This is a genomic window from Aestuariivivens sediminis, assembly GCF_022662105.1.
Taxonomy (GTDB): domain Bacteria; phylum Bacteroidota; class Bacteroidia; order Flavobacteriales; family Flavobacteriaceae; genus Aestuariivivens; species Aestuariivivens sediminis.
Genome location: NZ_JAKMCP010000009.1, coordinates 22,508 through 35,803 on the forward strand (window position 1 = coordinate 22,508; position 13,296 = coordinate 35,803).

12 protein-coding genes are annotated in these 13,296 nt (G+C 39.9%); 2 read left to right on the plus strand and 10 right to left on the minus strand.

All coding sequences use genetic code 11. The features are described 5' to 3' along the window. Positions 1 to 66 precede the first annotated feature (66 nt). The gene (locus MR054_RS15790) at positions 67 to 2,277 is read right to left on the minus strand and encodes an NADP-dependent isocitrate dehydrogenase (protein ID WP_242158785.1); all 2,211 of its coding nucleotides are present in this window, start codon (positions 2,275 to 2,277) and stop codon (positions 67 to 69) included. An 847-nt stretch (positions 2,278 to 3,124) separates the two neighbouring features. Next, complete coding sequence (gene rplS / locus MR054_RS15795; protein ID WP_242087382.1) at positions 3,125 to 3,475, minus strand: 50S ribosomal protein L19; 351 nt, start codon at positions 3,473 to 3,475, stop codon at positions 3,125 to 3,127. A 203-nt stretch (positions 3,476 to 3,678) separates the two neighbouring features. Here rplS and MR054_RS15800 point away from each other — a divergent pair, with 203 nt between their 5' ends. Beyond that, complete coding sequence (locus MR054_RS15800) at positions 3,679 to 4,053, plus strand: VOC family protein (RefSeq protein ID WP_242087383.1); 375 nt, start codon at positions 3,679 to 3,681, stop codon at positions 4,051 to 4,053. Positions 4,054 to 4,146: 93 nt separating this feature from the next. Further along, positions 4,147 to 4,803: a TrmH family RNA methyltransferase gene (locus tag MR054_RS15805; protein WP_242158787.1), complete on the plus strand. Its 657-nt coding sequence runs from the start codon at positions 4,147 to 4,149 to the stop codon at positions 4,801 to 4,803. 81 nt (positions 4,804 to 4,884) lie between these two features. Here the strand turns inward: MR054_RS15805 and MR054_RS15810 are convergent, their stop codons facing one another. The 8 genes from MR054_RS15810 to MR054_RS15845 all read right to left on the minus strand — a co-directional run bounded on the left by MR054_RS15810 (position 4,885) and on the right by MR054_RS15845 (position 13,284). Beyond that, complete coding sequence (locus MR054_RS15810) at positions 4,885 to 5,271, minus strand: hypothetical protein (RefSeq protein WP_242158789.1); 387 nt, start codon at positions 5,269 to 5,271, stop codon at positions 4,885 to 4,887. Positions 5,272 to 5,316: 45 nt separating this feature from the next. After that, positions 5,317 to 6,372 (minus strand): hypothetical protein, encoded by a 1,056-nt coding sequence (locus tag MR054_RS15815; RefSeq protein WP_242158791.1) that lies wholly within the window; start codon positions 6,370 to 6,372, stop codon positions 5,317 to 5,319. 134 nt (positions 6,373 to 6,506) lie between these two features. Further along, a complete protein-coding gene (locus MR054_RS15820) occupies positions 6,507 to 7,139 on the minus strand; it encodes a class I SAM-dependent methyltransferase (RefSeq protein WP_242158792.1) in 633 nt (210 codons plus the stop codon). Between the two features lie 88 nt (positions 7,140 to 7,227). Then, positions 7,228 to 8,004, minus strand: coding sequence for a carboxypeptidase-like regulatory domain-containing protein (locus tag MR054_RS15825; RefSeq protein ID WP_420868353.1), 777 nt, complete (start codon positions 8,002 to 8,004; stop codon positions 7,228 to 7,230). Positions 8,005 to 8,105: 101 nt separating this feature from the next. Continuing rightward, positions 8,106 to 9,866, minus strand: coding sequence for a DEAD/DEAH box helicase (locus MR054_RS15830; RefSeq protein ID WP_242158793.1), 1,761 nt, complete (start codon positions 9,864 to 9,866; stop codon positions 8,106 to 8,108). A 193-nt stretch (positions 9,867 to 10,059) separates the two neighbouring features. Continuing rightward, entirely contained in the window at positions 10,060 to 11,292 is a 1,233-nt protein-coding gene (locus tag MR054_RS15835) for a M48 family metallopeptidase (RefSeq protein WP_242158794.1), read from the minus strand. 94 nt (positions 11,293 to 11,386) lie between these two features. After that, positions 11,387 to 12,184 carry a TrmH family RNA methyltransferase gene (locus tag MR054_RS15840; RefSeq protein WP_242158795.1) on the minus strand — a complete coding sequence of 266 codons (798 nt, stop codon included), beginning with the start codon at positions 12,182 to 12,184 and terminating at the stop codon, positions 11,387 to 11,389. A 29-nt stretch (positions 12,185 to 12,213) separates the two neighbouring features. Beyond that, entirely contained in the window at positions 12,214 to 13,284 is a 1,071-nt protein-coding gene (locus MR054_RS15845) for a DUF3810 domain-containing protein (RefSeq protein WP_242158796.1), read from the minus strand. Positions 13,285 to 13,296 lie beyond the last annotated feature (12 nt).

Genomic DNA, 13,296 nt, shown 5'->3' on the forward strand with positions numbered 1-13,296 from the left:
AAGGGTTTTGTTTATAAATATAAAAAAAGCCCCTAAAAAGGAGCTTATCTCACAGATTTTAATTTTTTAACCAATAATATGATTTAAGGTTTTACTCGGTCTCATAACCTGGTTGGCCAAGGCATCGTTGGGCACATAATACCCTCCTAAACTCGTTGGAGCACCTTGAATACGGTTCAATTCATCCAGGATTTCAAATTCCATATCGGATAATTGTTTGGCCAGAGCAGAAAACTCCGTTTTTAAGTTACTGTCTTGATGTTGTTCGGCCAATTCTTTTGCCCAATACAGGGCCAAATAAAAATGACTTCCTCTATTATCCAATTCACCAACATTCCGGGACGGCCCTTTTTTATGTTCCAATAGTTTTTCAGTAGCCCTATCTAAGGTTTCGGACAGAATTTTGGATTTTCCATTTTGGTTGACTTCACTAAAATGTTCCAAAGAAACCGCCAGGGCCAAAAATTCTCCCAAAGAATCCCAGCGCAGGTGATTTTCTTCCAATAATTGTTGAACATGTTTAGGTGCAGAACCACCGGCACCGGTTTCAAACAGACCGCCGCCATTCATTAAGGGTACAATGGAAAGCATTTTGGCACTCGTTCCTACTTCCAAAATGGGGAATAAATCGGTCAGGTAATCCCGCAGAACATTACCGGTTACCGATATGGTATCTTTGCCTGCTTTTAATCTTTCACAGGTAAAGGTAGTGGCTTCGGTAGGGGATAGAATTCTCAAATCCAATCCGGATGTATCGTGATCCTTTAAATAGGTGTTTACTTTTTTAATTAATTCGGCATCGTGAGCTCTGTTTTGATCCAGCCAAAAGACCGCAGGGGTCTTGGAAGCTCTTGCCCTTGTGACGGCTAATTTTACCCAATCCTGAATAGGAGCATCCTTGGTTTGGCACATTCTCCAGATATCACCAGCGTCTACCTGGTGTTCCAAAAGGGTGTTTCCAAGTCCATCAATAACGCTAACCGTTCCATTGGAGGGGATTTCAAAAGTTTTGTCATGCGAGCCATATTCCTCGGCTTTCTGGGCCATGAGCCCTACATTGGGAACGGTACCCATTGTAGTGGGATCAAAGGCACCATGCGTTTTGCAAAACGCAATGGTTGCAGCATAAACCCCTGCATAGCTACTATCCGGAATTACAGCCTTGGTATCCTGTAATTCACCTTTGGCATTCCACATCTTTCCCGAGGTACGTATCATTGCGGGCATGGATGCATCAATAATAACGTCGCTTGGGACGTGTAAATTGGTAATGCCCTTGTCACTATTTACCATGGCAATAGCGGGCCCTTTTTTGTAAGTTGCCTCAATGTCAAACTCAATTTCTTTGCGTTTAGCTTCAGGCAATTCCTTGATACGCTCGAGCAAATTACCCAATCCCGAGTTGACATTTATACCGAGGTCTTCAAAGAGTTTTCCATGCTTTTCAAAAACATCCTTGAAATAGGCTTTCACGGCATGCCCGAATATAATCGGGTCGCTAACCTTCATCATGGTTCCCTTCATATGCAGGGAGAAAAGAACGCCTTTATCTTTAGCATCGGAGACCTGTTGATCCAGGAAGGCGATCAGGGCATTTTTGCTCATTACCGTAGCATCGATAATTTCACCTTTTAGCAATGGAAAGCTATCCTTTAAGAGGGTGATATCACCCTTGTGACTCCTGTGTTGAATTGTTATGGTCGTGGCTTCCGGTACGGTGATCGATTTTTCATTATGGGCAAAGTCGCCCTGTGCCATAGTTGCCACATGGGTTTTGGAATCCCGGGACCAGGCGCCCATACTGTGGGGATTCTTTCTGGCATAATTTTTTACTGCTTTTGGTGCTCGCCTGTCACTATTACCTTCGCGCAGTACGGGATTGACCGCACTACCTTTTACTTTATCATATCTTGTTTTGATTTCTTTTTCAGCATCACTTCGCGGTGAATCGGGATAATCAGGGATAGCAAATCCTTTATCTTGTAATTCTTTTATCGCACTTTTTAATTGGGGGATGGAAGCACTAATATTAGGCAATTTGATAATATTGGCCTCTGGTTTGGTTGCCAATTCACCTAAAAAGGTCAGATCATCGGAAACACGTTGATGCGCCTCTAAAAAATCCGGGAAAACAGATAATATTCTTGCTGCCAATGAAATATCCCTTGTTTCGATGGTTATACCTGAGGATTTAACAAAGGATTCCACAATGGGTAAAAAAGAGCGTGTTGCCAGCGCGGGTGCTTCATCTGTTTTTGTGTAGATAATTTTGGACATTCGTGTCTGTTTTAATTAAAAAATAGGGTCAATGAGGTGATTACAACCAGTGCCTTTTTTGGCGTTGCGAATATACAAAAAAATGGGAGTTATTAAGGTTGATTTTTAAATGAAAACGCAATAAAACAAGCTTATTAACAGGAATACAAAAAAACTTAGGAATCAATAGGCCATCGATAAAAAATGCTTAGTTCAGGTAATAAAAAAACAAAAGCCATATCACTGTAGAAGTTCATCTACTCTGACATGGCTTTCTTTGAAATAACATTCCGTGACCTATTTGGCATTGCTGCCAAATCGATTTGAATTTTCATCAAATCTTTTCAATTCAAGTGCAGTTATTTCAATGAAGCATTCGTGCAATTTTCAAAATGTATTGACGTATTACTCTAAATGCTCCAGTTTAATTGTTTTTCTTGATGCTTATTCTACAATGCACTCGTTTGCACGTTTGTATTGATTGTAAGCATTGCTCATAGTACAGTACTACTGCTTTTCTGAGCTTTCAACCACACCAGTTGCCATTTGCTTGCGCACCTGGGACTTTTTGTGATATCATGGTTCTCTGCTCACCCACGCCTACACGCGGCACATCCGAACCTCAAAAAACAACTAGTTTTAAAGAACGTTACTTTAATTTAGAATCGCGGTAAATCCATTTTTTACGTGGAACCAAAACGAGTTTGTCCAAGATTCTTCTGCTAATATAGAGCAAGAATTTAAATTTGCAAATTTTTCACCTTCTTAAATATCAACCAGTTATGAACCATAGTTATTAACAATAGTTAATAAAAAAAGAGCCTTAATGTTAAAGGCTCTTTTATCATGTGTTGAGACTAAAAATGGTTTAGTGTCTACGTTCTTGAATTCTTGCTTTTTTACCGGTTAATCCTCTAAAATAGAAGATTCGTGCTCTGCGCACCTTACCACGTTTGTTTACTTCAATCTTTTGTAAAGCCGGTAAATTGATTGGAAAAATACGTTCTACACCAATAGAACCGGACATTTTTCTAATTGTAAACGTTTCTGAAGCACCGGATCCTCTTCTTTGAATTACGGTTCCTCTAAAAAACTGGGTACGGGTTTTATTGCCTTCCTTTATTTCGTAATACACCGTAATCGTATCACCAGCTCCAAATTCCGGCAAGTCTTTTTTGGTTACAAACTCGTCCTGAACATATTTTACTAAAGATTCCATATCTTTAAATTTAAGTGATTTATTCGAAACAACATGCACGATTTTCGCCAGAGGTTAATCCGAAATTGGGTGCAAAAATAATTATTAATTACCAATGTACAACACTTTGTGTCAGTTTTTTTAATTCTTTTTCAGGATCTCAAATTTATGTAATCGGCAATTTTTCGTAATTTTAAAGCGGTTAATCTAAACTTGGATTTATTATGAAAAACAACATGGTAGGCTGGTTTGAGATACCAGTTGATGATATGGATCGTGCGAAACAATTTTATGAAACCGTTTTTAATGTGGAAATAGAAATCCATAACTTTGGTGGCGTATTAATGGGTTGGTTCCCCGATAGAGGGGAAGCCCATGGTGCCCAGGGCACATTAATTAAGCAGGACTCTTATATCCCCAGTAAGGAAGGGGTTCTCATTTATTTTATGAGTGATGATGTTCAGCATGAATTGGATAAAGTGGTGGCCTCCGGGGGTGAGATTTATCAGCCCAAAACACAGATTTCACCGGAATACGGTTACATGGCTGCTTTTATTGATAGTGAGGGCAATCGCATTGCATTACACTCAAAACACTAAACAAGGGACTAATCTATAATTGTAATACATGATAGTAACGGTTCTCCCGGGTTCAACCTGTGGTGTTATGATCCATAGTTTTACTTTTGTACTATGATGGATGTTGCATTATTAAACTATTTAGAGACCTATTTAACCGAATCACGAAAAGAAAAATTCCTGAACGTCTTATCCCAACGTACCAAGCATTTTACGGTAGCTATTGAAGATGTATACCAACTGCACAATACAAGTGCGGTTATGCGAAGTTGTGACGTATTTGGGATACAGGAACTGCATGTTATTGAGGAGCTTAATACCAAACAGATTGACAGGGAAATTGCCATGGGCTCCCAAAAATGGGTAGACATAAACCGTTATCGTTCGGTTAAGGATTGTTTGGCGCATTTGCGAGGACAGGGCTATCGGATTGTGGCTACCTCGCCTCATGTGACCCATGGTGAATTAAAAGATTTTGACGTTACCCAAAAATCGTGCTTTTTCTTCGGTAAGGAAACCGAAGGTCTTTCGGACGACGTGCTGAATGCCGCTGATGGTTTTATCAGGATTCCCATGGTGGGGTTTGCGGAGAGTTTAAATATTTCTGTTTCAGTGGCCATTATTTTGCACGATACCATGACCAGGCTGAAACAAACCACAACTGAATGGCAACTCGGTGAAGCCGAAAAATTACAAAAACGAATGGACTGGTGTAAAACAACCATTAAAAGCTATCAAAGGATTATAGATCGGTATTACGATGCTTTATAAAAGGGTCATGCCCTCCCTAAAACATCAAGAGGCATATGCTGCATATACCTCTTGATTGTGTTTGTTTTAATGGAATTGACGCTACAGGCACATCATATAAGCGGTTAAGGCGTCCTTCTCTTTTTTATTCAATTGTAATTCTAATATCAAATTGAAAAACTCTACGGTATCATCGAGGGTCGGGAGTCGACCATCATGAAAATATGGAGGAGAATCTTTAATCCCCCTTAACGGAAATGTTTTTATAGGGCCTTCTGGTCTTCCCTTATAAAAGCGCTCTACCTTGAGATCGTGCAAATAGTCATCCACAAAGGCCGGTCCATAGTGGCATGAGGCACACTTCGCCTTCCCTTTAAATAACCGTTCGCCCAGTAATTCCTGCTCAGTAGATTTGCTCGGTATTAAATTACTCATGGCATCCAATTTCGGTGCAGGAGGAAAATCGAGCATAGAATTAAAATCACCCATTCTATTCGATAAGGCCCTTTGTAAACCCCTTTGCCCGATATGTTGTTACATGCCCGGGTCTCCATCGAAATACTCTTCTACTTCGGCAAAATGGTCCATGCTACGAATGGAACGTTTGGACGCCAATTGCATGGCATTGAAATTACCGCGCATCGTTGGGGTATCTACCCGCAGTCGGGCTAAATTGGGCCGGCTGTCCGGGCCCAGTTCAATGGCGCCATTGGTATGGCCGTTAACATGACACGAGAAACAGGATACTCCCGCACTGGGTTCTAAGGTCACTCTGTGCGGCGTATGGTTAAACCAGGTTGTTGGAGTTGGTGTTAATAATTCATTTAAGCCTTCCATTTGTTCCGGTGTAAGCAAGCCATCAAAAATCTCATAGTAATTGGCCAGTGTTACTTCTCGTCCTTTGGTGACGTCCCCCAGCTCCTTGTGATTGGAGAGGAACATGGGTGGCGGAAATTCCGGCAGATAGTCATCCGGGAAATCATGATCCACATCTATCCTGGCATGCTCCGGGTGCACCTCATTCCAGGTGTCCGGAAATAACATATGTGCCGTGGTTTGTAAGGGATGCGCCAAAGGTTTATACGGGAACAGATCCTTGTTTTTAATGTCGTCTGCCGAATAGGCAGATAAGGCTTCAAAGGAAGAAATGCCGCGAGGGAGTCTGGCAATGGGGCCTTTCATTATAGGCTTTCTTCCGCCGGACATCACTTTGCCTTCATACACCTCACCGTTGAAGTCGTAACGTGAATTCATATAGGTTCTAACATCGGCCATTAACTCCGGCTTCTGTTTTTTGTGGAAGGCTACCCATTCGTCCCAGCTCATGGGTAATTCTGGTGTGGTAAAGGAGCTTTTTCCCTTTCCACCATAGCGCCATAAATCAAAAGGGGTCCGTTCTCCCTTTTTTAAATTAGGGTAAGGCAGCAGGGAATCGATATGCCCGGCCCCCAAACCATAATCGGGTTCTTCATAATCTTCAATAACGGCACCCGGTGATTGTAAGAGATGTAATTTGTTATTGATGATCTGGAAACTTAAAAGTAAAATGCTTCCAATGGCTATCATAAATGGAATTCGAATCTTTTTCATGGGATTTTAATCATTTTGATTAGTATTCAGTGATCTTAACAAATGTAACTTTTTGTGAATGACATCACAAAAATTTATGGGATAAGTCAATAAAAAAAATGAGATGAAAAGTGCCACGCTATAAGCCATAGCGTTTAGGCATTCTTTCTTGCGGTCAAAATGGTGTGTAATTCGAATTCACTTTCCGATATGTTGTAGGCCACTTGGGAGGTTTTGATTTCGGAAAATTTCATCTGAACCAATGGTTTCATTAGGTCCTTTAATTGGTGATAATAAAAAAATACCCGACCGGAATGGCCTTCTTTAAAACCCGATTTATCAGGGTCACCTTCTACAAAACTTAAGTAGATTATGCCCCTTTCATTCAATAACTGGTAGGCATTGGAAATAAGATCTTTGCATTCCTTTAGTGATAAATAGGGTACACAAAACCCACCAATAATGGCATCAAACTTACTTTTAAGTCCCTTAATATTTGTAATATTCATTACCTGAAAATGAGCAGTTGGGTTATTCTTTCGGGCAAGCTCGATCATATCTGGGGCCATGTCAATGCCTAAAACTTTAAAGTCGGGTCTTTTCGATAATACATATTTTGAGATGTTTCCCGGACCACAGCCTATATCCAGTATTGTCGCGTTGCGTTTCTCAAGGGCTTTACAAATTGCGTCGTAGGTATCATTATAGAGGTCAAAATCCATAAACTTGTTCTCGTAGATTTTGGCTATGGCATTCCAGGTCTGTAATGTTTCTTTATGTGTCGTCATAGTTGTGGATGGACGGACAATTTTAGATTTTGCAGAATAGTGAAACCTCAGAATGCATTAAAAAATATAGGAAGGTCTCCTATGGTATCTACAGCCGCTTACTTCTTCCACGACTAAGTACCTTATATTCTTCGTAGCATTCACTTATGGCATCGAGTATTTGTAAGTCGTTGGCCGATTGTATGAAGCCTTTGGAGTAATTGCACTGGCTTACGATTTCGTCCAGATCAACCCGATCTACCTGGAGTAAAACCGTTAACATTTCCCGGTCAAAGCGGGTGGCCAGCAAATTCCGAATTTCATCATCCTCCTTCATCTTTTTTAGCTTGCGCATCTCATTCGGTTTTTTTCCAAACATGCGATGCAAGAAATCGGCCGGATTAAAAATGGACCCCAGAATTTTGTTTACACCCGTAGGTTTTCTGGCCTCATACCCTGTACTGGGCAAACCGGAAATACTGTATCGGTAATTTTCGTTTATGATAGGGACTTGTTTGATATCTACTTCCAGGTACCCCGTAAGTTTTAGTTGATTTACGACGACTTCCTCCAGAGCCAATGCCAATTCAGTCAGTTCAATTTTCGCATTTCCAAATTTCAACCAGTCGTTGGTCACCCGCACTTTTATGGATTTAAAACCCAAATAGGAAAAGTGCAGGGTATCGTTAACCTGAGCCACAATATCGAATTCACCATTAATATTGGACGATGTCCCAATAACCTGGTTTAAGTTTACGATATTGACATTTTCAAGTGGAACCCCATCGGCAGCATTGGTGACCACTCCAATTGCTTTACCCACTTCCTGAGCCATACTGAAGGCAGAAGCGATGCAAAAGGCAAAAAGAAGTAGGCGTTTTTTCATGGTTTAAGCTAAAACTGATATTCTGATATAAAAATACTAAAGAAAAAATTAGTAATCCCGTTGTGATTTTATTTTGACTTAAAATTAACAAAAAAGTTTAACTATCTGCGAGAACGCCTGGGTCTTGAAGCGGCGAAGTCATTCGATTTTGAACGTCTTGGTTTTGATTTTCCGGATGTCGATCTTCTTTCTGTTCTGTTTTTAGAATCATTTTGTTTGAAGTTTCTGTTACTTCCATTTCGTTTTCTGTCCCTTCTCTTACCGTTACCGCGGTTTTCAGACACTTCCACGTTTACAAATCGACCATTGTATTTAAAGTCCGTAAAGAAATTTAAGACTTTATCCTTAACCGCATTTTCCGTATTGAAAAATGAAAAACTGTCTTTGGTCTCGACCTTAAAGACGTCTTCTTTACCAAGTTCCAAAATTTCCCTCAAGAAGTCTTTTAGGCTCATCCAATCGAAGCCGTCCTTTTTTCCGACATTGATAAAATATCGCGTGGAGTCGCCCCTGTCCTTATCATCACTACCGGAACTTTCTATGGTGTTCAAATCTGGTGTTTTTTGATAATAATTGTAAAAACGGGTGAACTCTACGGAAAAGAATTTTTTAATCAATTCATCTTTAGTGGTGTCTGAAAAAAGTGTATTGATTTTTCCTAAATAATTATCTATATCGTGATTGACCTCGGTATTGTGGACTTTATTCGCCAGGGACATCAATTGCACTTCACAAATTTCCATGCCGTTTGGAATAGTTTTCCTCTCGAATTGCTTTTTAATAATGCGCTCAATGCTTTTGATTTTACGCACTTCACTTTTTGAAACGATGACCATGGACACCCCGGTTTTACCGGCACGCCCCGTACGCCCTGAACGATGGGTATAGGTCTCTATTTCATCAGGTAATTGGTAGTTAATCACATGGGTGATATCTTCAACGTCAATGCCACGAGCTGCCACATCGGTCGCTACCAGCATTTGAATCTGGTTATTTCGAAAGGCCTTCATTACCAGGTCACGTTGATTCTGACTTAAGTCACCATGCAGGGCTCCGGCATTGTATCCATCTTCTATTAATTTTTCTGCAACCTTTTGGGTATCGCGTTTGGTCCTGCAGAATACGACAGAAAAGATATCCGGATTGGCATCGGCCAATCGTTTTAAGGTGAGATATCGATCCCGTGAATTCACCAAATAATATTCGTGCGACACCTGATTGGTACTTTCATTTTTGTTGCCCACGGTAATTTCCTGTGGTTGGTGCATGAAATGCTTCGCAATGGAAGCCACCTCACTGGGCATGGTAGCCGAAAACAGCCAGGTATTTTTGTCTTTGGGGGTATGGGATAAAATATCTGTAATATCTTCCTTAAAGCCCATGTTTAACATTTCGTCGGCTTCGTCTAAAACACTGTATTCTATTTTAGATATATCCACCAAATTACGGCTAATCATATCTTTCATTCTACCGGGTGTAGCCACTATAATTTGTGCCCCGCGTTTTACGTCACGAGCTTGTTCGGTAATGCTTGCACCACCATAAATTGCCACAACGTTCAATCCTTTACAATATTTACCGTAAAGCTTCATTTCATTGGTTATCTGTAAACAAAGTTCACGTGTAGGCGATAGGATAAGTCCCTGTGTGGTTCGGCTATCGACATTAATTTTTTGTAGCATGGGAAAACCGAACGCAGCCGTTTTTCCGGTCCCTGTTTGGGCCAGGGCCACTAAATCGGTATCAGCGTGTAATAAAACGGGAATGGCTTTTTCCTGTACCTCACTCGGTGTAGAAAACCCTAAATCATTAATAGCTTGTAATAGGTCGTCATTGAGACCTAAGTTTTGGAAAGTACTCATTCTTTTGTATAAGTATTCGATTATGTTATGTGGTGTTACATAAGAAGCGAATCGACATACTTAAACCTAAAACTTCCGGCAACACATCCTCACCCTGAGGAATTTAAGCGGCAAAGATACATTTTTATTTGGATATAAGGTTCACGAACACGAATATTACATCCTATCTTAAGAATTCCCTATTCAACGGCTTTCAAGTCCTCAAATTTTTTATCCGTTGCAGCAAGGTTGGATGTGAATAGTGCATAAAAACATATGCCGGATGTGGGGTTAGATTGCTTAAGCTGTTTTTTGAAAGTTTTTTAAGAGCGCTAATTAAGGGTTCGGCTTTATAGGTTGTTTTAGCATAATTATCGGCCTCATATTCAAAGGCCCTGGACAACATATTCATCCCCAGGCCTGTGATTTCAGAAATGGGAGAATACAAAAGTGCAAAAGCAATCAATCCGATATGAAAACTAGCTGTTTTCACCCCCAGTGCATGGGATAACAAAGGATTTGAGATAAACAAAGACAGGATATATAACATGACACCTGTCAATAGGATGGAGGCAAAGAGGTTAAAAATAATGTGCCTCCTTTTATAATGACCTACCTCATGTGCCAAAACCGCAACAATTTCTTCATCCTCCAAATCGTTAATCAGGGTATCAAATAAGGTCACTCTTTTTTCATTTCCAAATCCCGAAAAATAGGCATTGGCTTTAGTGCTGCGTTTAGAGCCGTCAATCACAAAAATCTTATCAAGCTTAAATCCAACGGTTTTGGCATAGGCTGAAATTTTATCCATCAAGGATCCTGCTTCTAAAGGGGTTTGCTTGTTGAACAAGGGCACGATGAGTTTGGAGTAAAACATATTCATAAAAATGGTGAACAGTGCCACCAGGGCCCACGCATACAACCAAAAATTTGGTCCTGTAGCCTGATAAGACCACAGTATGAGCGTTAAAAGACCACCACCAATAAGGGCCATCATGAACCAGCCTTTTATCTTGTCGAGAACGAATGTTTTTACAGTAGTTTTATTGAACCCAAATTTCTCCTCGATTACAAAAGTACTGTAATAGGAAAACGGCAAGGTTATTAGATCACTCCCCAACATGATGATACCGAAAAAAAGTAAAGCAATGAGAATAGGATTATCCGTGATGCTTCTTGCTAAATTGTCGACTATCTCAAAGCCATCTAACCCAAGAAACCCCAGTGTTAGCAATAGGGAAAATGTAGAGGTGATAATACCGAACCTATAGTTTGTGGCTTTATACCGTTGCGATTTTTTGTATTCTTCCTGATCATAAACGTCATGTAACTCCTGGGGAAGGTCATCCTTATAATGTTTTGCGTTTAGGGCATCAATAATTTTATCGATTAAAAAATTGATAATCAATAATGCAATAATGATATAAAATAGCGTGTTTGCCGTCATAGGTTTAGTCTGATATCATGGTCGGGAGTACAGAGCCCCGGCAATCTTACAATGAGCCGCGATTACTTTGGTTATGCTTCCTTCACCTTGATAGTTATTCAAAATTCCGTTGTTTTTTGGCTTCAAAAATAAGAATTCCTGCGGCAACCGAAACATTTAAGGAATCAATTTCACCTTTCATGGGGATCATAATGTTTTGAAATGAATTTTCAAGCCATTCATTACTTAATCCGGTTGCCTCGGTACCGACTACAATAGCAGTTGGTTTGGTATAATCCTGAGTGTGATAATGCACGGATTCTTGCAATGCTGCACAGTATATCACCATCTTCTTTGCTTTCAAGAAAGCAATGATTTCAGTAGTATTGCCAGTGGCAATTGCGTTGGTAAAAAGGCATCCCACACTGGATCTGATTATGTTAGGGTTGTAGATATCGGTTCTTGGGTTGGCAATAATTACCGCATCCACGTTGGCCGCATCGGCAGTGCGTAACAGGGCACCAATATTACCCGGTTTTTCCGGAGCTTCGGCGACTAAGATGATTGGGGCCTGATGTTGAAACCTTAATGTTGATAAGTTATGATTTTTAGCCTGGGCAACAGCAAGTATGCCTTCAGTGGTATCACGATAGGCTAATTTTTGATAGACCTCTTTGGATATTGTAATAGCAGGGCTATGTTGGTTCATTAAAGCATCTAATTGTTCAATAGGAAAAAGATCAGGGTAAACCAATACGTTTTCCAATTTGTAACCCCCTTTCAAGGCCAGTAGTATTTCACGTTTGCCTTCAATTAAAAATAAGCCACTTTTTTTACGTTCCCGGGATTTGTCTCTTAATTGCACCAAATGCTTGATATAGCTGTTTTGGATACTTGTAATTTCCTTAACCATAATGCATCTAAAGATAGGTTTTAAAAGTATTACTGCATTTCATTAATTTCAAAATAGTTAACTAACAGGGCTACCACATAGCTATAGCTTTCCATACCTTTGTGTTGATTGTTTGCCTTTAAAAAATTGCCGTAAAAGATTTTGAAGAAAGGTTCCAGAGGATTTTCATGTGCTTCCCAGAATTCCCTTGTTTCTTTATAATTTTTTAAGATGCCCTGGTTTACATCGGCGATCATATCCTCGAAAAGACATTCGTCCCGCATGTAAATTTCATTAAGGCAAAAGCGCAGGCCAAAGGCATAGCCACAATATTTAAAATAGACATCATCATGATTTGAAGCAGCCATAAAACCAATAAAATTGGCTTCGTTTTCTGCTGCATAACCTAATTGATGCGCAATCTCATGAGTTGTTGTGGTTGGGAATTTAAAAATTGGGATGATGCCATCAACCTGAGATTCATTGGTGAAAGGATTCAAGTAACCACTAAAACCCATATACGTGAGGGGGTAACTATACAATGATTTTTTTATGCTGCTCGGGTAATATTCCAAATGTGGAAATAGCTTTTTTAAATTTTGATAACCCATGGGTGCTAGAGATATAACCTCACTTTTACTGTAGGGCAAATCAATTTTAAGCGTGTCGTTCTGAGTGATTTTTGAGTGCAGGTGGTTTGTTTTCTGAATGAGTTTCTCGGTAACCCGTATGAGCTTCTCCTCGGTGTAATCCGCATTCAAATTTAAATTTTTGTGGAGTGGAAGCCGATAATAGTTGATACCCCATAATATATGAAAAGCAAAATAAAAAATGGAAACCGTGGCAAGTAGGTCGATTATCCAGTTTTTGGTGTCCTTTCGTAATCGACGACGATTTTTATAAAACCATCTTAAGGCATAAATGGTCATACCGGTATAAATTACATCTCCAAAGGAAAAAGGCAACCAGCCCAAAATGTATCTAAAGCATGCTGATATAATGGGATAAATACCATTGCTGTAATAGTGCTCAACAAATTCAGGAAACCGGGACAATATTCTAACTAAAATATATTGTGGTATAAGCCCGAGGGCCATTAATAGTTTTGTGTTTTTCAGCATAAATCAAAAATA

Coding starts and splice junctions, on each gene's coding strand:
- MR054_RS15835 (WP_242158794.1), bottom strand. CDS start 11,292: ATGACGGCAAACACGCTATTTTATATCATTATTGCATTATTGATTATC.
- MR054_RS15840 (WP_242158795.1), bottom strand. CDS start 12,184: ATGGTTAAGGAAATTACAAGTATCCAAAACAGCTATATCAAGCATTTG.
- rplS (WP_242087382.1), bottom strand. CDS start 3,475: ATGGAATCTTTAGTAAAATATGTTCAGGACGAGTTTGTAACCAAAAAA.
- MR054_RS15820 (WP_242158792.1), bottom strand. CDS start 7,139: ATGACGACACATAAAGAAACATTACAGACCTGGAATGCCATAGCCAAA.
- MR054_RS15805 (WP_242158787.1), top strand. CDS start 4,147: ATGATGGATGTTGCATTATTAAACTATTTAGAGACCTATTTAACCGAA.
- MR054_RS15825 (WP_420868353.1), bottom strand. CDS start 8,004: ATGAAAAAACGCCTACTTCTTTTTGCCTTTTGCATCGCTTCTGCCTTC.
- MR054_RS15845 (WP_242158796.1), bottom strand. CDS start 13,284: ATGCTGAAAAACACAAAACTATTAATGGCCCTCGGGCTTATACCACAA.
- MR054_RS15830 (WP_242158793.1), bottom strand. CDS start 9,866: ATGAGTACTTTCCAAAACTTAGGTCTCAATGACGACCTATTACAAGCT.
- MR054_RS15815 (WP_242158791.1), bottom strand. CDS start 6,372: ATGAAAAAGATTCGAATTCCATTTATGATAGCCATTGGAAGCATTTTA.
- MR054_RS15800 (WP_242087383.1), top strand. CDS start 3,679: ATGAAAAACAACATGGTAGGCTGGTTTGAGATACCAGTTGATGATATG.
- MR054_RS15790 (WP_242158785.1), bottom strand. CDS start 2,277: ATGTCCAAAATTATCTACACAAAAACAGATGAAGCACCCGCGCTGGCA.
- MR054_RS15810 (WP_242158789.1), bottom strand. CDS start 5,271: ATGGGTGATTTTAATTCTATGCTCGATTTTCCTCCTGCACCGAAATTG.